At 46.8% G+C, this 17,771-nt stretch carries 18 protein-coding genes; 4 read left to right on the top strand and 14 right to left on the bottom strand.

Features of this window, described 5'->3' with window-relative positions; genetic code table 11:
• Positions 1-7: 7 nt before the first annotated feature.
• The 6 genes from TES5_RS03685 to pepA all read right to left on the bottom strand — a co-directional run bounded on the left by TES5_RS03685 (position 8) and on the right by pepA (position 5,164).
• On the bottom strand, positions 8-553 hold the full coding sequence (locus TES5_RS03685) for a MaoC/PaaZ C-terminal domain-containing protein (protein ID WP_068559907.1): 546 nt from the start codon (positions 551-553) through the stop codon (positions 8-10).
• Between the two features lie 173 nt (positions 554-726).
• Positions 727-2,058 carry a UDP-N-acetylmuramate--L-alanine ligase gene (murC, locus tag TES5_RS03680; protein ID WP_068559906.1) on the bottom strand — a complete coding sequence of 444 codons (1,332 nt, stop codon included), beginning with the start codon at positions 2,056-2,058 and terminating at the stop codon, positions 727-729.
• A 238-nt stretch (positions 2,059-2,296) separates the two neighbouring features.
• Positions 2,297-2,992 carry a hypothetical protein gene (locus TES5_RS03675; RefSeq protein WP_068559905.1) on the bottom strand — a complete coding sequence of 232 codons (696 nt, stop codon included), beginning with the start codon at positions 2,990-2,992 and terminating at the stop codon, positions 2,297-2,299.
• Between the two features lie 101 nt (positions 2,993-3,093).
• Positions 3,094-3,708 carry a YtpR family tRNA-binding protein gene (ytpR, locus tag TES5_RS03670; RefSeq protein WP_068559904.1) on the bottom strand — a complete coding sequence of 205 codons (615 nt, stop codon included), beginning with the start codon at positions 3,706-3,708 and terminating at the stop codon, positions 3,094-3,096.
• A 53-nt stretch (positions 3,709-3,761) separates the two neighbouring features.
• Positions 3,762-4,073, bottom strand: a complete 312-nt coding sequence (locus TES5_RS03665) for a thioredoxin family protein (protein ID WP_068559902.1) — start codon at positions 4,071-4,073, stop codon at positions 3,762-3,764.
• A gap of 14 nt (positions 4,074-4,087) precedes the next feature.
• Positions 4,088-5,164 (bottom strand): glutamyl aminopeptidase, encoded by a 1,077-nt coding sequence (pepA, locus tag TES5_RS03660; protein WP_068559900.1) that lies wholly within the window; start codon positions 5,162-5,164, stop codon positions 4,088-4,090.
• 254 nt (positions 5,165-5,418) lie between these two features.
• On the opposite strand from pepA, the gene TES5_RS03655 reads away from it, so the two are divergent.
• Positions 5,419-5,769 carry a PepSY domain-containing protein gene (locus TES5_RS03655; protein WP_232309280.1) on the top strand — a complete coding sequence of 117 codons (351 nt, stop codon included), beginning with the start codon at positions 5,419-5,421 and terminating at the stop codon, positions 5,767-5,769.
• Positions 5,770-5,831: 62 nt separating this feature from the next.
• On the opposite strand, the gene trmB is transcribed toward TES5_RS03655, so the two are convergent.
• The 4 genes from trmB to TES5_RS03635 all read right to left on the bottom strand — a co-directional run bounded on the left by trmB (position 5,832) and on the right by TES5_RS03635 (position 9,582).
• Positions 5,832-6,497: a tRNA (guanosine(46)-N7)-methyltransferase TrmB gene (gene trmB / locus TES5_RS03650; RefSeq protein WP_068559896.1), complete on the bottom strand. Its 666-nt coding sequence runs from the start codon at positions 6,495-6,497 to the stop codon at positions 5,832-5,834.
• Between the two features lie 72 nt (positions 6,498-6,569).
• Complete coding sequence (locus TES5_RS03645) at positions 6,570-7,367, bottom strand: phosphotransferase family protein (RefSeq protein ID WP_068559895.1); 798 nt, start codon at positions 7,365-7,367, stop codon at positions 6,570-6,572.
• A 248-nt stretch (positions 7,368-7,615) separates the two neighbouring features.
• Entirely contained in the window at positions 7,616-8,848 is a 1,233-nt protein-coding gene (locus TES5_RS03640; protein ID WP_068559894.1) for an ABC transporter permease, read from the bottom strand.
• Complete coding sequence (locus tag TES5_RS03635; protein ID WP_068559893.1) at positions 8,845-9,582, bottom strand: ABC transporter ATP-binding protein; 738 nt, start codon at positions 9,580-9,582, stop codon at positions 8,845-8,847. The genes TES5_RS03640 and TES5_RS03635 overlap by 4 nt, the downstream gene beginning before the upstream one ends.
• Positions 9,583-9,756: 174 nt before the next feature.
• Between TES5_RS03635 and TES5_RS03630 the strand changes: the two genes are divergently transcribed.
• Complete coding sequence (locus TES5_RS03630; RefSeq protein WP_068559889.1) at positions 9,757-10,191, top strand: HIT family protein; 435 nt, start codon at positions 9,757-9,759, stop codon at positions 10,189-10,191.
• Between the two features lie 2 nt (positions 10,192-10,193).
• On the top strand, positions 10,194-10,574 hold the full coding sequence (locus TES5_RS03625; RefSeq protein ID WP_068559887.1) for a YtxH domain-containing protein: 381 nt from the start codon (positions 10,194-10,196) through the stop codon (positions 10,572-10,574).
• 103 nt (positions 10,575-10,677) lie between these two features.
• Here TES5_RS03625 and TES5_RS03620 read toward each other — a convergent pair whose 3' ends face one another.
• A complete protein-coding gene (locus TES5_RS03620; RefSeq protein ID WP_198143291.1) occupies positions 10,678-11,106 on the bottom strand; it encodes a MarR family winged helix-turn-helix transcriptional regulator in 429 nt (142 codons plus the stop codon).
• A 243-nt stretch (positions 11,107-11,349) separates the two neighbouring features.
• On the opposite strand from TES5_RS03620, the gene TES5_RS03615 reads away from it, so the two are divergent.
• On the top strand, positions 11,350-12,336 hold the full coding sequence (locus TES5_RS03615) for a peptidylprolyl isomerase (RefSeq protein WP_068559885.1): 987 nt from the start codon (positions 11,350-11,352) through the stop codon (positions 12,334-12,336).
• 61 nt (positions 12,337-12,397) lie between these two features.
• Here TES5_RS03615 and TES5_RS03610 read toward each other — a convergent pair whose 3' ends face one another.
• The 3 genes from TES5_RS03610 to TES5_RS03600 are packed head-to-tail and all read right to left on the bottom strand — an operon-like array spanning position 12,398 to position 17,450.
• A complete protein-coding gene (locus TES5_RS03610; RefSeq protein ID WP_068559883.1) occupies positions 12,398-13,366 on the bottom strand; it encodes a 3'-5' exoribonuclease YhaM family protein in 969 nt (322 codons plus the stop codon).
• Between the two features lie 21 nt (positions 13,367-13,387).
• Positions 13,388-16,210, bottom strand: a complete 2,823-nt coding sequence (locus TES5_RS03605) for an ATP-binding protein (protein WP_068559881.1) — start codon at positions 16,208-16,210, stop codon at positions 13,388-13,390.
• Entirely contained in the window at positions 16,191-17,450 is a 1,260-nt protein-coding gene (locus TES5_RS03600) for a metallophosphoesterase family protein (RefSeq protein WP_068559879.1), read from the bottom strand. Before TES5_RS03600 ends, TES5_RS03605 begins: the two co-directional genes overlap by 20 nt.
• Positions 17,451-17,771 lie beyond the last annotated feature (321 nt).

The following is a 17,771-nucleotide window of genomic DNA, read 5'->3' as shown; positions in this document are numbered from 1 at the left end:
ACTCTGCTTATTCTGAATCGTCATCTGCCATCGTTGTAGGATAAACTACCTTATCGGCATTCTCCTCGACTTCAGTTCGCTCGTTCATGATCACGTTCTCTGCCTCATCAAAAATCAATTTGCGGGGTGTCTCTACGATCAATTCAGCATCCAATACTCGTTCATTATCCATATTCGTTCCGACAACGCTGATTGTGACTTGTTCACGGCGCTCGTCCACGCGCTCCACTTCAAAGTTGAAGGTTATCATGTTGTTATGGTAGATCGGTTCGATCACATTCAAAGAAACGTCCACAATATGTGAACCCGGACCCGGTAAATGTTTGGAAACGTTGCTCGTCAAAATCCCCACCAACAATACGGTTGGCACGATCGGTTTATGAAACCGAGTCGTCTGCGAATAATCATGTTGAATATAGAGCGGGTTCCCGTCATTCGTCAACCCAAGATACAGCAAAATATCTTTGTCTTCGATGATTTCGGTGACAGTCAACGAATCCCCCTCTTGAATTTCATCAATCGATTTCCCAAGCTTTATATCTTTCAGACCCATTTTCACTTTTCCTTTCTTTGAACACATATATGTCTATCATATCAAAAACCCCGTTCCGATAAAAGCCGTTTAACCGTTTGGGCCTATTTATTCAGATAACCGGACCAAGCCCGCTCTGTCTTGCATCAAAAAAAGCCCAAGAATTGCTTCCTGGACTTTTTTGATGCATTGAATTAATTTTTTGTCGGCACACTGTGGCTCAACAGCTCTTCGTAAGCCAATTCAAACTTCTGAACATCCCCTGCACCCATGAAAATGGCGACAGCATCATGAAACTGCAAAAGCGGAGACATGTTGTTGACGTTCAACACCGTTGCGCCTTTTTCGATTTTTTCGGCCAAATCGCCGATCGAAACCTGTCCGTCCTTTTCACGAGCGGAGCCGAAGATATCGCAAAGGAAGACCTTGTCGGCCAATTCCAGCGCCTCGGCGAACTCACTAAGCAGAGCAACCGTGCGCGTGAAGGTATGCGGTTGGAAAATCGCAATGATTTCCTTTTCAGGGTATTTTTGTCTAGCTGCATCGAGTGTAGCGCGGATTTCGGATGGATGATGGGCATAATCATCGATGACGACCATATCCGAAATATATTTTTCGCTGAAGCGACGTTTTACGCCTGAGAAAGTCTTCAGCTGAGCAGCGACCTTGTCTTTGTCCAAGCCTTCCAACCAACAGAATGTGATGATGGCCAATGAGTTGAGGATGTTGTGCGTGCCGAATGATGGGATTTCAAAATGACCGAACAACTCGCCATTTATTTCCACATCGAACTGACTGCCGTTTGTGTTTTTCGTGACATTTTTGGCGACAACATCATTGTCTTCAGCGAACCCGTAAAACGTTACCGGATATTTGCCTTTCAGTTCACGGACATAGGCATCCTCCCCACACGCGATGATGCCTTTTTTCACTTGGGATGCAAACGCAGCAAACGCGCTGTAAACATCATTGATATCCTGGTAGTAATCCGGGTGATCGAAATCGATGTTCGTGATGATGGCGTAGTCCGGTGAATAGGCCAAGAAATGACGTCTGTACTCGCAAGCTTCCAACACAAAGTACTCCGCATCTTCCCGGCCGAAGCCAGTGCCATCGCCGATCAAATAGCTAGTCGGAGCAATCCCGTCCAACACATGGGACAACAAACCGGTTGTGCTTGTTTTTCCGTGAGAACCGGTTATGGCGACGCTCGTATAGTTTTTGATCAATTCGCCTATGAAATCATGGTAGCGTATAACCGTCAAACCAAGTTCTTTCGCTTTAGCGATTTCCTCATGGGAATCAGGGAAAGCATTCCCTGCGATGACCGTCAGACCCGGTGTGATATTCGCTTCGTTGAATGGCATGATTGTGATGCTTGCATCATCCAAACCTTTTTGCGTAAAGAAATAAGTTTCGACATCGGAACCTTGGACTCTATAGCCTTTTCCATGCAGGATCAATGCCAACGCACTCATCCCGGAACCTTTGATGCCGACAAAATGATAAATCGTTTCCGTTTCCATAATTACCTCCAAATGAATAAGGAAGGTTAGTCTTTCGGCTACCTTCTGATGTTTGTGCCTCAAAACACTCTCTTAGGACATGATGACTTGCTGTCCATTTATTGAACCGGAACCAGTATAGCACGCACGAATTAAGAAAATGCATGAAATTATTTAAAATTTGATGTCAAACATGTCAATAATTTCATTATGCCACCAACCGCAGCATACAAATCAAGTTAATGTTACAACGCCATGACTAAAAATAAGAATGACTTGCCGAATCAGCTGCCTCATGGACAAATTTCCCGGCTGCATCGTAAGAGCGTTCCTGCTCCATGATACCCAACAACGATCGGTTCATCGCCCGTTTGGATTTGCCTTCCAAGGGCTGCAACTCACTTTCTCCCACGTTGTCCTCTTTCAAAACCGCATCGTCTTCAACAGGTGCACCCAATTCGAAAAGAAGCAAATCTGAGCTATTTTTTCTCAATAAGGCTGCGATCGCGCGATAGTCGATTCTCTTTTCATGCAGGTTTCCCCAACCTTTCAACGGTTCCGGCACTTCGGTCAGTTGGAAAGGTCTTCTGCTTTTATAGGATGCGAAAGGATGCATGCCCAATTCCGTGCGGCGTTCCTTCTGCTTTTCTTCCTTTAGTCTTTTTTTCTCGACTGCAAAAACATCTTCGGCAGGTTTCACAACTTTATCCCTGAAGGAAACGAATGCCTCTTTGTTGTGGCGGATGTAAGGTACAGTATCCATCGGATGCAGCAAATCTTGTGAGATATAGGAGGACGGTTGTGCAGAATCGCCTTTTTCTTCCAACATGCCATGCTCTTCATCCTCTTTTTTCAGGTAATTCGGAAAATCAAACTTATTTGTTGCAGGATGACTTCCATCCATCCCTGAACGATGGTCATGCCGAAAAAAACTGGGTCCATCATAGCGACTCATCCAGTCAACTCCTCTCTTGTTTTGCTTCAGGCAATGCGCTGCCTGGTTTCAATGGAATTCCTTTATTATAGTACTTCTTTTTCCGACAAAATTCCATAGGGTTATTTGGAAAACGCTGCGCCTGTTGCATAGCTGTCATCCAATACGAGGATGCCTTTTTTAGGGCTGGCGTTCTCCAGTTGCAATTCTTTGGCGGAACAGATCATACCGTGGCTGGCTACGCCGCGCAATTCACCCGGCCAGATGATCAAACCACTAGGCATGACAGCGCCTGGTTTGGCCACGACGACGCGTTGGCCTTTTTTGATGTTAGCTGCACCGCAGACGATCTGCAGCACTTCACCGTTGTCCACTTCCGTTTGCGTAACGGACAGGTGGTCGGAGTCTTCATGCGGCACGCATTCCTTGACGTAACCCACAACAAATTTAGGCGAACGATCGACGACGATGGCGTCACTGAAACCTGCCGCTTGGATCAAAGCATTCACTTTTGCCGCTTCTTCATCGGATAACAGCACTTGTCCGTTTGCATCCAACGCCAGCGTGTCTGAAATCGAAAATAGATTGTAGCCCATCGTTTCATTTGTACGGTTGTTGAAAATGCGCGTCACATTGCCTTTTGATTCGCATGCTTGTTCTTGGCGGGCAGCGATATCCCCTTTCGTCAACATTAATGTATCCCCGACTGCTTCACGATTATAAAAACTTAACCACATTTTGTATTTGCTCCTTTATGCTTCTTCATTTATTTTTCCCAAACGAAATAGTATCACAATTGTTCCAAAAAGGCTTCAATCTCTTTTTGCGTCTTCCGGTTGCGTGAGACGAAGCGACCCAATAGTTCTCCCTCAGCATAGACGACGAAGCTCGGGATTCCGGAGATCTGTAACGCTTCACCCAGCGTGCCGAAATCATCGCGGTCTATCTCGACGAAACGAAAATCCGTAAATTTATTTTCCACCTCAGGCATGAATGGGCGGATGTAATGGCAATCCGGGCACCAACCGGTCATGAAGACGAAGACCGTTTTTCCCGAATCACGCAGTTCTTTTAATTGATCCAGATCTTTCAGTTTGTCCATAATCAAGTTCCTCCTTAGTTCATGGCCATGATCGTTTCATAAGTGCTCTTGTCCAATGCTTTGATGACTTGCGCAACCATTTCCTTGGCTGCCGCGTAATCGTCGATGTGGAACATTGTCTGATGTGTGTGAATATAGCGGGCGCAGACGCCGATGACCGCGCTAGGCACCCCGTCATTCATGACATGGGCGGCACCCGCATCCGTTCCGCCTTTGGAAACAAAATACTGATAAGGGATATCATGCGTTTCCGCTGTATCCAACAGAAATTCGCGCATCCCTTTCAAGGTGATCATGCCTGGATCCTGGATCCGCAAAAGGAAACCTTCCCCCAGATGGCCGAACGTATCCTTGGTCGTCGTCAAATCATCCGCAGCCGAGCAATCCACCGCGAAGAACAGATCCGGCTTGAACTTGTGCACGGCCCCTTTTGTTCCACGCAGTCCGACCTCTTCTTGCACGTTGGAGCCGGCTATCAAAGTGTTCGGCAACTTTTCATTTTTCAATGCTTCCAGCGTCTCCAAAACGACCGTATTCCCGTAGCGGTTGTCCCACGCTTTTGAAATGATTTTCTTCTTGTTGGCGGTCCAAATTGTTTCCACCTGGGGAACAATCGTATCTCCGGGACGGACTCCGAATGCCAGCGCCTCTTCTTTTGTATCGAACCCCGCATCGAACAGGATGTCCGTCACTTTGACTTTTTTGCCTTCACCCTCCCCGCGCAATAAGTGCGGCGGAACCGAAGAGGAAATCACAGGAATATCGCCTTTGGACGTCTGCAGGGTATAGCGCTGTGCCGAAACGACATAAGCATTCCAACCGCCGAGCGGCACGACCCGGAACAATCCGCGCTCCGTGATGCCGGACACCATGAAACCCACTTCATCCATGTGTGCCGCGACCATGATGCGCGGTGCCGTTTCATCTTCATGCTCTCTGATTCCGAAAATCCCGCCCAAGCCATCCGTTTCGATGCGATCCACCAAAGGCGCCATTCTCTCGCGCATATAGTTACGGATGTTGCGTTCGTTTCCGCTTGTTCCCTGCAATTCCGTCAATTCTTTGATCATAGCAAATGTTTTATCATCCATATTTGAATGGAGCAGGGCATAAATTTAGCCTTATGCCGCTCCCGATCCCCCTTAAGTGTCTGATTATCCTATCCATTATAGCGCAGCATCCTTGTCATAGCAACGATTCCATTTGTTAAGAAAGCTTGCCCAGTACAGGAAACGTTTCCTTTGCGCATCCTGGCGCTTCTGACATTTCCCTATTATTTTTTTCGTATTATTGCTATACTGAAGGAGAATATGAGTAAGCGCATTACTTTGAGGAGGAACATAAGATGAACTTTTTGGAAAAATGCATGTGTAAAAAACACAAAGAAGAAATCTTGGGCGGTATTCTGTTCGGTGCCGGACTCGTACTCGGTTCAGTCGTGACAGCCCTTTGCTATGAGCAGAAACGGACCGTCAACGGCGATAAAATCCTGGAAAACGTCAAAAAGATGTTCTTGGCTGAAGCTCCGATCGAAGGATCTTGGATTGAACTGCACCCCGTCCCGCTCAGTCGTTATTCTTCAAAGACGGATGTGTATTACGGTGGCATATCCCGCAAAGAGGACGGCGTGTTGGTGCAATATGAATTCATTGCTGACGCCTACACGGGAACTATCTTGGATCTTTATAAATTGTAAAAAAACAGAAAAAGGAAGGAACAAAGCTGCGAGTGCTTCGTTCCTTCCTTTTTGTCTGGGTTCTAATTTTCAGAATCAGCCGTTGCTTTTTTCGGGAACGCTGCTTCGACGCGGTAAATGCGGTCTCCTCGGGAAGAGAACTTCGCTTCGTACTCCGTCATGATGTTTCCCTCAAAGTCGCTCTTGTGCAGATCCAACCACACTTGCTTCAAAGTCATTCCATATTGCGAGAAGCTCGCCAACGAATATTCGAATAAGCCTTGGTTATCCGTCTTGAAATGGATCTCACCACCGGAAACCAGGATCTGTTCATAGTTCTGCAGGAATTTTTTGTAGGTCAAGCGGCGTTTGTCATGTTTGGACTTTGGCCACGGATCGGAAAAGTTCAGGTAAACGCGATCCACTTCGCCCGCCTCAAAGAAATCTGCTACATTCTCTCCATCCGTATTCAGCAATTGGACATTTTTCAGACCTGATTCAATCATTTTATCGAGTGTCATGACCGCCACGCTAGTCTGGCGTTCGATTCCGATATAATTCACTTCCGGGTGCATGCGGGCCATCTCGACAATGAACTGTCCCTTGCCTGAGCCGATTTCCACGTGGATTGGTTGGCTATTGCCGAAACGTTCCTGCCATTTCCCTTTCCAATCCGCTGGTTCCATCACAACATATTGGGTACTTTCAGCCAATTTTTCGGCAGCCCATGGTTTATTTCTTACGCGCATAATTCTCCTCTTTCTTATCTGTTTTTTTCAAAAAAAGAAATCCTTTCCGTTCGTATGATGACGAAGAGGATTTCATAAGTAACTGTTCAAGCGATTCTGATAGAGCTGTTTCAGCAACAGAATCAGTTGATTCATTTCCACATTGCGTTCCTGGGAATGGCTCTTTTTGATCAGGCAGAGGCACACCATCATGCTGTACCACTCCAAACGGCGTTCCATATTGTCATTCATCTGCAAGCCATACTGCTCCAACCATACTCTCCATTCTTCATGGGGAACGTATTGTACCAGCAAGGTACTGATGTCAGAGAACGGATCGGCAATTTTGACCATTTCCCAATCCACCAGATACAACCGGTCTTCCTCATCCAGCAGGAAATTTTTCCGATTCACGTCTCCGTGGCAGACCGTTTTTTGCGAGTCGTCGATGCTGGTGATGCTGTTCTTCACATATTCAGCAGCTTGTTGCAGTACTGAATTGGATTTAAGGTCATCCGGCAGATCCGCCACATACAGGTTGTAGAAATTGATCGGGTTGAAAATTTCGCCTTTTACCTTCTGAAGCATCTTCAGGAGGTTTTCGGAATGATGGATGCGATGCAGGATATCCCGAACGCTCTGCCCTCTCATTTCATCCGGATTCAACTCCCTGCCGTTGAGCCATTCTTGAGCTGTCAGGACGTCCCCATTGCCGACCCGTTTGGTCCAGATCAACCGCGGCGTGATCCCCTCAACAGAAAGCGCGGCTAAGAAAGGTGAAGAGTTTCTTTTCAAAAAGACTCTTTCCTCGGCTCTGGTGCCCATATAAGCTTGCCCTGTGTCTCCTCCGATGGGATGTAGCCGCCACCCTGAGTCCATTTTATAATCCATCGAGCTCATTCCTTACTCTGTCATTAATTTTTCTATGCCTATGAAAAGAAGGAGCCGGGACGAAAGCCCCAGCTATCTCGGTCTGCTCTTCTGTTCATACGCTACTTGTTCATTTGGCGACGTAGCTCGTTTAGCTCTGAAAGCGCAACGGTCCTCGCTCGCATACAATTCTTATTTTAGATTTCTTTACATATTCAGTCAAGAATATTCCATAGGGTTTCGGAACTGAATCTATTATAATCTGCAGATCAGTAATTTGTCGTTTCTCTTTTTCGAGTACGGCCGCCTGTATAAAACTGGATGAATAGCCACACGAAACCGGCGTTCAAGCCGACTGCAGCCAAGCCCATCTGCCAACTGTTGTTGATGAAGATGATTCCCGCAAAGAGAAAGCCTTCCACTCCCAATAGGTAAGCCAGAAAATGCTTGAATCCGGCGAATTTATCTTCGTGCTGCGTCGGATATAGCCGATACAGCATATTCTCATTGAAATGGAAATACAGCGGCAACAGCTGAAAGCCTGTCAAGTAAAGGAACAACAGACTGAGGCCTAGAGAAAATCCGGCTGATGGCGTAAACAGAAGCAGCAGCGCTCCGATTACCAATAAGCGGAAAAACAAGCCGCTGTAATCTGTCCCACGCAAAAATGCCCGCGCATATAAATACTGATAGGAATTACTATTGCCTTCAATCTGACGCAACAAGCCGTCGAAATATTTTCTTCTTTTTGCTTTGCTCTTCACTTGAGGAACATCTGTGAAAAGATTGATGATTCGGTTTACGCGTGCTTTTCGTTGTTCTTCCGAGGCGATCATCTGCTCCCATTGATAGAGCGGATAGCGCGCCTCATACGCCACTTGTACTTTTTTACGCAGAAACATAGTATACAGCGTTACAAGTACCGACGCAACCCATGGATTGAAAAATATCGCGATAGTGACCGATAATATCGCCGCGCATGCCAGATACAGTTTGTTTTTTCGCCGGATCTTCTTATCGCCTATCTTCAGACCCAACTCCTGGAGGTCCAAATCGACGATTTTTAAGAGGAACAAAGTTGCATAAATCGGCAGGAAATCATTTGCTCCGATTGTTCTTCCCGCAAAAAGCATCGGCATTGCCGCGGCTGCCACAAAGAACAAGAGAATCACCGGAAGGATCAAGCTGTATTTTTTCGCTTTGCTGAAATAGCTCCCCCATTCCTTTTCCTTAGCCAAAAGGAATACTTGGTCGGCCGGCTCCAAAAAGGTCGCCAGCTTACCGATAAAAATGCTGCCGGAAAAAATAGCTACTATCAGAAGCTTTCCCCAAAGGAAATCCGGTGTCACGGTTTTCACGAATTCGGAATATTGATAAGCCAAAGCGCCCAACAGAAAGAGGAGCACGAGGACGAAATGATCATTGAAGATATATTTGCTGTAGCGGCTGAATTTTTTCAGGTGCAGTTGCTGCCTTCTTTTCCAGATACTGTCCAAGTTCATGGTTGCGCCACTTCTTTCGTCAAGCTGATGTAAAGCTCATCGAGACTTGCTCCCGGCATACCCATTTCATGCTGCAGGTCTACCATCGTGCCTGTCACTTTGACCTCACCATGGTGCAGCAGGACGAAATTATCACATTCTTTCTCGGCAGACGCCAATACATGCGTGGACATCAGAATAGCTGCACCTTGCGCTTTTTTCTCCCTGACCATCTCCAGGAACGAGTGGATGCCAAGCGGATCCAGACCCAGGAATGGTTCATCGATGACGTATACCGGCACATCCAACATGAACGCGCAAACGATCATCACTTTTTGCTTCATGCCTTTTGAAAAATAAGCCGGAAACCAGTCCAGCTTGTCCTCCAGACGAAAATCTCGGATGTAGCGCATCGCCTTTTCCATGGCGACTGCTTCCGTGATTCCGTAGGCCATCGCCGTTATTTCCAGATGTTCCCTTAAGGTGAGCTCTTCATAGAGCACCGGCGTCTCCGGAATAAAAGCGAAGGACTGACGATATCGTTCTGTATCCTCGCGCAATGTCCGGCCATCGATCGCAACCTTTCCGCTGAAAGGCATCATCAGACCGATGATGTGTTTGATGGTCGTACTCTTGCCTGCTCCGTTCAATCCGATCAATCCAGTCAGTTCACCAGCTTTGACCTCAAAATTTATATTTTTTATGACGGGCAATTGTGTATAGCCGCCCGTGACATTCTCCAATAATAGTGACATTTAACCGTCCCTTTCACATGCGTTTGTGCCTTATATTATAACACAGCCTCGCCCCAACCCAAATATCTTGCTGAGCGAAGCGCCATTTTGCCCTCAGGATATCAAAAAAAACGCAAATATGATAAAGTTATGCTATAGAATAAAGTAGATAATGGACAGAAAGAGGTCGAGCCTATGACAGATTGTATTTTTTGCAAAATCGCGAACCACGAAATCCCGAGCAGCATTGTCTATGAAGATGATGTCGTCATTGCGTTTCTGGATTTATCCCAAGTGACGAAAGGTCATACACTGCTGGTACCCAAGAGGCATGTCGCTGATATTTTTGAATATGATGAAGAATTGGCGAAGGAAGTCTTTTCGCGCGTCCCTAAAATCGCACGCGCAATCGAACGTTCCAGCGATGACATTTTAGGGCTGAATATTCTGAACAATAACCGTTCGATAGCTTATCAATCCGTTTTTCATTCGCATATCCATTTCTTACCGCGTTATGAAGATTCGGACTCGGATGGTTTCGGTTTGAAATGGAAAACGCATGAAGGAAAATACTCACAGGAAGAATTGGCAAAAGTAGTAGCATCCATCAAAGAGAGTCTGGAGGAATAGATATGCGCTCATTTATGGAAGGAATAGTATTCGGTACGGTAGTCGGCGGTCTGCTGGGGTTGCTGAACACCCCGCGCAGCGGAAAAGAAAACCGCGCGAAAGCGAAAGCTTACCTTGAGGACAACACACTTGCGGTAGAGGATCTCAATGAGAGCGTTCAAGGTTTGCGCAAAGCGATCCAATCCTTGACCAACGACGGATTGGCTTCCGTCAATGCCGTTTCGGAGGAAGTCACCAAATCGATTGAGAGCTTTACGCAACAGGCCCAACCAAGAATCAACCGCATCAACGATAAACTTGCCGTTTTGACTGATGATATGGAAAAAGTCGCAGCAAGCATGGAATCGCAAATGCCTGCAACGACAGATGCCCCATCACAATAATATACATTAAAAATACGACTTGCCAAATGCACACCGGATCATCGGTCATTTGGCAAGTCGTATTTTTTTTACTTCCTATCAAAAAGACTCCAATCAAGAAGCTCTACTTATTTTGAATATCATCTTGTTTAAACAGTATTTGGATTGGCATTTCCGAAAAAGACTCCGTGAGTAACTGTTCCACCGTCGCAGCCGCTGCCTTCAGTTTTGCCGCACCCGTTTCCGTTAAGGACGTATAGATGCTCCGCCGATCATGCTCGCAGACATTTCGCTCCAACGCACCACAGCCCTTAGCCTCAAACTTGCTGACCAGTCTCGATACCGCACTTTGGCTTAAGCCAACCTTTCCCTCCAAATCCTGGAGTTTCAGTTTTTGCTCCGGTTCCTGTGATAAGAAATAAAGGACATAGAACTCTTTCAGAGAAAGATTATGGTTCATCTGCAAACTTTTTTCCAATGCGCTCTCGACTTTCAGATGAAAATTATTGATCTCCAGCCATTGGCAAAACGCAGAACTCATTTCACATTTCACAAAGTCCCCTCCATCCCTTTCGAATTATCAACTTATGATACCAAATATTGGCATTTTGAGCAATCTGCCGCGACTCGACGCGGATACTTTGTATACTTTCGGTTTTATCTGCAGATATGAATTTTCTGAGAAATTTGCTAGCGTTTTTAAGGAATATTTTCCATAATCACGGCGTTTATGATATATTTATAAATGGTTATTCATGGGATAGATAAATAGAAATAGATTGGAAGTGCCACATTCATGAAAAAGAAATTTGCATTGACGTCCGTTGCTTTCTTGACGGCCATCACATTAGCAGGCTGCGCGACTAGCGAAACAGTCGCAACGACTCCAGCAGGCGATATCACTAAAGATGAATTATACGACGCAATGAAAGCATCAATCGGCGAAACCGTTTTGCAACGTCTGATTTTGATCGACGTATTGAATGACAAAATCGGCGACAATGAATTGGAAGCTGAAACAGAAGCTGAACTGTTGACGACCATCGAACAATACGGCGGAGAAGAAACATTCAACTACATCTTGTCACAATCAGGATTCGCAAATAAAGATGAATACCAAGATGTATTGTATTTGAATAAACTGATCGAAGCAGCTGTCAGAGCTGAAACGACTTTCACGGATGAAGAAGTGGAAGCCTATTACGAAGCTTACCAACCACAAATCAACGTACAGCATATCTTGGTTGCAGATGAAGCAACTGCTGTAGATCTTATCAGCCAAATCAACGCAGGTGCGGATTTCGCGGAATTGGCAAAAGCTAACTCCACCGACACAGCAACTGCTGAAAACGGCGGAGAAACAGGATTGTTCGGAGCAGGCGAAATGGTCGCAGCATTCGAAGAAGCCGCTTATGCGCTTGAAGTCGGTGAAGTGACACAAACACCAGTCGCTACCGAATACGGCTACCACATCATCAAGATGATCGAGAAGACAGAAAAAGGAACATTGGAAGAAGAACGCGAAAACATCGAAACAGTGATGATGGACGAAAAACTTGCCGACAATGATTACCTGACATCCGTAATGTCCACAATCGTCCAAGCCGCGAACGTTGAAATCAAAGACGAAGACCTGGCAGCAGCGATCGATCAATTCTTGCCTGCTGAAGAAACAAGCTCATCAGACGCAACATCCGAATCTGCAACTTCAGAAGAAGCTAGCTCAGAAGCAACTTCTGCAACTGAAGAAGCGGAATCAGCTACATCCGAATCTGCAAACTAATAACTATAATGTAAAACACGCAAGTTACCGGCTCTTGATTCCGGTAACTTGCGTGTTTTTGTTATTGCCCTTCTTCAGAAGGTTGGACAAAGAGCGGCTTATAGAAGCTGCGGTTCTCCAACCCGAAAATGCGCTCGCTGAACGTTCCTGGCGTCGTGCGCAACAAAGCCGTATCGATCATATTGATGGAAGCATCCAAATTGTCCAGGTGATGGATAATTTCGGCTTCCAGGAGATGCGGCGTTACCGGCGAGCCGAATTCCTGTTTGCCGTGATGCGCCAGAACAATGTGTTTCAACAGGATGACTTCTTCACTGTCCTCATCGATGTTCAAAGACAGGCAGGCTTTGGTGATTTCTTCATCAATCAGGACGATGTGCCCGATCAGATTCCCTTTCAGGGTATACTCCGTCGACATACTACCACTCAACTCAATCGTTTTTCCGATGTCATGGAGAATCACGCCACCGTACAACAAAGACTTATTGACTGATGGATAGTGTTGAATGACCGTTTTCGCCATCCGCAAAATCGATACCGTATGGAAACCCAGTCCGCCCACGATGGCATGATGATGACGCTTCGCAGCGGGATACTCGAAAAATTCCCGTTGATATTTTTTGAGTATATGCCGGACAATCCGGTTGATCGGCGCGCTCGTGATCTCAAACAAGATTTGGCTGACTTCTTCCACCATTTCTTCCGATTTCAACGGAGCACGTTCCATATAAAGTTCAGGTCGGCTTGGTTCCCCTTCCCTAGCGAGCCTTAGCTTTGTGATGCGCAGTTGGGGATTGTTCTGATACAGTTCCCGTTTGCCGGTTACGGCAACGACTTGACCAGCTTGGAATTGCTGGATGTCCTCCTCTTTTGCGTCCCAGTATTTCCCATCGATCTGACCGCTGCGGTCCTGGAAAGTAAAGGCAATGAATTTCTTGCCGTTTTTCGCCAGGCGGATATCCGCACTTTTGATCAGTACATAAATTTCAAAATTATCATCGATTTCATGTTCGTATATTTTTTTGGCCACCCCTGTCAGCCCCTTTCACTCCTATTTTAACATGTATACTTGTTTCTGTGAAAAACGTTGAACGCAAGCGTCATCGAATGTGAAAAAGAGTACCTGCACGTCTTCGCTCAGCTCCTCCAGCAAAGTAAACATGATGTTCTTCCTGTCCTCGTCGAAGTTCACAAAACCATCATCAATCAAGATCGGCATGCTGACGATATCGGCAGTGTTCTTCACAAACGCCAGCCGCAGCGCAATGTACAACTGTTCCACCGTCCCCTGCGACAATTCATTCGGGAAAAAGGTTGTTCCATCCTTACGCTGCACCTTCATACCGTTCTTTTGGAACGCGATGCCGGTGTATGCACCCTCCGTCAAACGACTGAAGAAGGTTATCGTATCGTCGAGCATCAGCGGCAGGCGATCCTCTTTTCCATACCGCAGTGCCCGTTCTATCCATTCTCCGGCAGTGACCAAGCCGGCCCACTCGACGGCAAGATCCCTCAGCTCGGTTTCGGCCAAAGCAAATTCCTGCAGCAAGGCGCTGTATGTCCCGCCTTCTTCCAATTGTTCCAGCTGATGCTTCAGTTCTACTTCCGTTCTTTGCAGTCTAGACAATTCTGCCTTCAGCTGCTGCATTTCCAGTTCATTCTTTTCGTAAAGGCCCGTACTTTTCTTCGCATCGCCGTATCGATCCAGAAGTTGCTCGCGGCCATTGACCTGTTCGTCCAGAAATTCCTTGCGCTTGAGATTTTGTTCTTGCTTCTCCTTCAGCGCCAGCAACTGGTAGAACTCGGCTTCGGTCTTTGCGTTGGCCTGATCCAAGAGCTGCTGCCGCTGTCGATGGGACTCAGCAAGGTCGCGTTGGATCAGTTCCAACTCTTGCTTCAGTTCGTTGATTTTATCCTGAACATTTGCAGCCATGCTTTCTTCCAAAACGACGGCATTCAGTATCTCGGGGAAGCGTGCGGCCATTTCAGTGACTGTCAGATGTTCAAAATGGAAACGGCTGCGGATGAACGCAGTCTGCTCATTCCATTTGTCCACAGCTAAACTCAGATTGCCCATTTCGGCTTCCTGTTTGATGATCAGGGCGGACTTCTCCGCCAACACGGCACCGGGATCCAATTGCAGGAGTTCCGTTGCCCTAATTCGGGCCGGATAGCCTTTCTGCTGCAGGAAGGTCTCCAATTCGGTTTTGAGCATCTTTCCTCGCTCTTCCAGCTCTTCACGGTCGTTCAAAAGCTCCAGGAATTTATCCTGCAACTCTTCGAGCTCCCTTGTTATTGCCGAGATCCTTTCGCGGACGGCAGCCTGCTTCAGAAATTGCTCCATCGCATTTTCGGGGGAGCCTTCTTGGGAAACAGCGTCCCTCGTTTGTGTCTGGTGCTTCCTTCTGGTCAGGATAGCACCACCGACAGCAAGCACAGCAGACAACGCCCAAGCAATTACCCTGAAATCCGCCAGCACAAAGGACAGGACCAGAAACACAGCTGCAGCCACAAACAACAGGCCGAGCGGACTTTTTTTCGTAACTGCAGGCGTAGGCCTCCTTTGGCTCGGCTGTTGCACATCGCTTTGCAGCACTGCATAAGCATCATCAGCCAACTTCTCGTTTTGAAGACGCTTCTCTTCTTTCTGGAGCGTTTCCAGCTGGTCTTCATGGAAGCCGATGTTGTGATCCAAACGCAGTAGTTGTTCTTCGATCTGTTTGAAGTCCTGGGCAAGCCGCTGCAGTCGGACGCGTTCTTCTTCCTTAAGCGGCTCCGGTGTGGGAAGGGCCAGATTCAACCCAAAGGCCATTTTTTGTTTGGCCAAATCGGCTTTGTTGTTGCTGACTTCATTTTCCAGATACGTGATCTTATTCAGATCCGCTTGCGTTTTGGCGACACTGTGCTGCAAAGCAGCAAAATCGGATTGGTGCTCTTTGTACCATTCCACATGGACAAATTCGCCCAACTGTTTCTGCATTTGCGCTAATTTTTCCTGAAGCTGCGTCTGCGCTTGGATCGAAGTGGCCATTCTTTCCTGCTGGCTCTGCCATTGGTAGCGGGCATCTTCCGGCACTTCGCTGTAATCGACTGCCGTGATTTCCTTGTTCAGCCGTTTCCACTCCTGATAACTGTCCGCCAATCGTAAGCTCTCTGCGATTGCAGTTTGTTCCTGCTCCAGTTCCTGTTGACGGGCTAATAGTTCGGCCTGCTGTTTTTGACTATCCGACAAATGCAGCAGCGACGTTTCATAAGTCGCATTTTTCGCTTTTGCTTGCTGAAGCTTCCTTTGCAGTTTTTCAGCAGCCTGTATTTTCTTGTTCAATGGCGGGACGCTGCCTGTCGGTTTGAAACGTTTCGCCGCTTCGTCCCGGTATTCTTTCGCTAATTGCAGCAAGCGTTCACTCCCACTGGTGCCGATGCTCAGCAGATAATGATTGAGATCTTCTTTTTGAGTTTTTTTCAAGGAAAGCAAGCTGTCTATTTTGAATGTATAAAGGGACTCGAAAGTCTCCCTGTCCATCCCCAATAAAAACCGCCCGAGATTTTTTGTCGTCTGCTGCACGCCATCTGCCAGCGTAACGACTGCTTGCCCCTTATTGCGATCTTTCACCCGCTCCACGATGACATCACCGAACCGCGTGTCCGCCAAAAACAAGCGACCACCGTATGCTTGCGCTTGCTTCGGAACGTACAGATTCTGATCTTTCTTGCGGGCATTGGGGAACCCGAAGAGGATACTGTTGATGAAGGATGACAAGGTACTTTTGCCGGCTTCGTTTTTGCCGTGGAAGACCTGCAGATCCTGCACATCATCAAAGGTTCGGTTCACCCATTTTCCGTAGCCGTATATTTCAATCTTCCGTATCTTCACTGTCTTCCTCCTCAAACGCGACGGCCTGCACGATCCTCTTTTTGGCAGCCGCCAACGCTTCCTCTTTGAAGCTTCGGTCTTTTTTTAAATCAGGGAAAGTAGTCCTGATGAGCGGATGCTGGAAAAAGTTGTCCAGCTGTTGATAGAATACGTCATCTCCGCTGATTTCCGTCCAACTTTTCGAAAAACTTTCCTTCATGACCTGATCGAACGAAAACAGTTCTTTTTCCGTATCGACTGCTATTTTCAACTGGTACAGGTAAATGAAAGGCTGTTCCAACCTTTGCCGGACACCGTCCAGTATTTCTTCGTCCTCGATTTTTTTGACAACATCGGGATGTAGCCCTTGGATGTCTGTAAACTGTAACGAAAACAGTACGCTCGATTCACTCATAGCACGATGCTGCTCCATACGTTCCTCAATGCGCGCAAGCACATCATTCAAAGTTTTACAGCCACGCAACGACATCATTTCTTTTTCCCAAACAATCGGCGCCGTTGGGAGAAAAGTCAATGTCGGTAACATTCCTTTCCGGAGTGTCACCAAATACGCACCTTTTGCTTCTGTCTCGTTCGGATTACGCCCTTGCGTATTTCCGCAATAGACGACAGGAGGAGCCTCCTGAAGCTGCTGTCTTTTGTGGATATGTCCCAAAGCCCAATAATCATAGTTTTTCGCGTTCAATTCGCCTAAAGAAAACGGCGCATAGACACCTTCGGAAGAGTTCAGTCCTTCAAGGTAGCCGTGCAGCATCCCGATGTGGTAATCCACTGTATGATTCCGGTTCGGATAATCGATAATCATCCGATCTTCAACCCATCTGGACGGGTAACTGAAGCCAGTGATAGCCACCCGCTCACCTGCTTTCGTAGTCAAAATTTCGGTGGTGACCTCTTTTTCGAAGACAGTTACGTTTCCGGGAAGCTGCAGTTTAAGCGACTCCCTTCCGAGGTAATCGTGGTTCCCATGCGACAAATAAACCGGGATACCCGCCCGATCCAGCCGTCCCAATTCATCCCTCAGAAAAGCCTGCGCCTTCACACTCTGATTCTCCTCATCGTAGATATCCCCGCTGATCAGGAAAAAATCGACTTCTGCCGAGATGGCTTGCGTCACCAATTCCCGAAAAGAAGCAAAAGTGGACTGGTAAATCGCATCAAAAAGTTGCGGTTCCAGCTGTTTGATTCCTTTAAAAGGGCTATCCAGATGGAGATCCGCTGTATGGATAAATGTAATCACAAGCTGTCCTTCTCTCTGCATTCTATGCTAAATCTGTGAAATAAGAAAAGCTGAACGGGTTCGTTCAGCCCGGAAAGAAATTTAGGAAATCTGTCCGACTGAGCATCGAAGAGCGCAATAGGACAGATTTATCTAATTTCCGAAGGGCTTACCCGTGAAGCTAGCCATCTATATTGGATGCATGAAATATTTTGCAATCCTGTGAAAAACCTACGGTGACGCACTTTTGATTCTAAAAATTTTTATATGATCCTAGAAGCATCAAAAAAGCTGCGCCATTTCTTCCAAATAGCGGATGAAGAACGTTGGATGGCATTGATC

This window comes from Trichococcus sp. ES5, assembly GCF_900067165.1.
Lineage (GTDB): Bacteria > Bacillota > Bacilli > Lactobacillales > Aerococcaceae > Trichococcus > Trichococcus flocculiformis.
Note: the sequence above shows the minus strand (reverse complement) of the source record. Positions and strands in the feature narration are given on the sequence as shown.

Coding starts and splice junctions, on each gene's coding strand:
- TES5_RS03685 (WP_068559907.1), bottom strand. CDS start 553: ATGGGTCTGAAAGATATAAAGCTTGGGAAATCGATTGATGAAATTCAA.
- murC (WP_068559906.1), bottom strand. CDS start 2,058: ATGGAAACGGAAACGATTTATCATTTTGTCGGCATCAAAGGTTCCGGG.
- TES5_RS03675 (WP_068559905.1), bottom strand. CDS start 2,992: ATGAGTCGCTATGATGGACCCAGTTTTTTTCGGCATGACCATCGTTCA.
- ytpR (WP_068559904.1), bottom strand. CDS start 3,708: ATGTGGTTAAGTTTTTATAATCGTGAAGCAGTCGGGGATACATTAATG.
- TES5_RS03665 (WP_068559902.1), bottom strand. CDS start 4,073: ATGGACAAACTGAAAGATCTGGATCAATTAAAAGAACTGCGTGATTCG.
- pepA (WP_068559900.1), bottom strand. CDS start 5,164: ATGGATGATAAAACATTTGCTATGATCAAAGAATTGACGGAATTGCAG.
- TES5_RS03655 (WP_232309280.1), top strand. CDS start 5,419: ATGAACTTTTTGGAAAAATGCATGTGTAAAAAACACAAAGAAGAAATC.
- trmB (WP_068559896.1), bottom strand. CDS start 6,497: ATGCGCGTAAGAAATAAACCATGGGCTGCCGAAAAATTGGCTGAAAGT.
- TES5_RS03645 (WP_068559895.1), bottom strand. CDS start 7,367: ATGGATTATAAAATGGACTCAGGGTGGCGGCTACATCCCATCGGAGGA.
- TES5_RS03640 (WP_068559894.1), bottom strand. CDS start 8,848: ATGAACTTGGACAGTATCTGGAAAAGAAGGCAGCAACTGCACCTGAAA.
- TES5_RS03635 (WP_068559893.1), bottom strand. CDS start 9,582: ATGTCACTATTATTGGAGAATGTCACGGGCGGCTATACACAATTGCCC.
- TES5_RS03630 (WP_068559889.1), top strand. CDS start 9,757: ATGACAGATTGTATTTTTTGCAAAATCGCGAACCACGAAATCCCGAGC.
- TES5_RS03625 (WP_068559887.1), top strand. CDS start 10,194: ATGCGCTCATTTATGGAAGGAATAGTATTCGGTACGGTAGTCGGCGGT.
- TES5_RS03615 (WP_068559885.1), top strand. CDS start 11,350: ATGAAAAAGAAATTTGCATTGACGTCCGTTGCTTTCTTGACGGCCATC.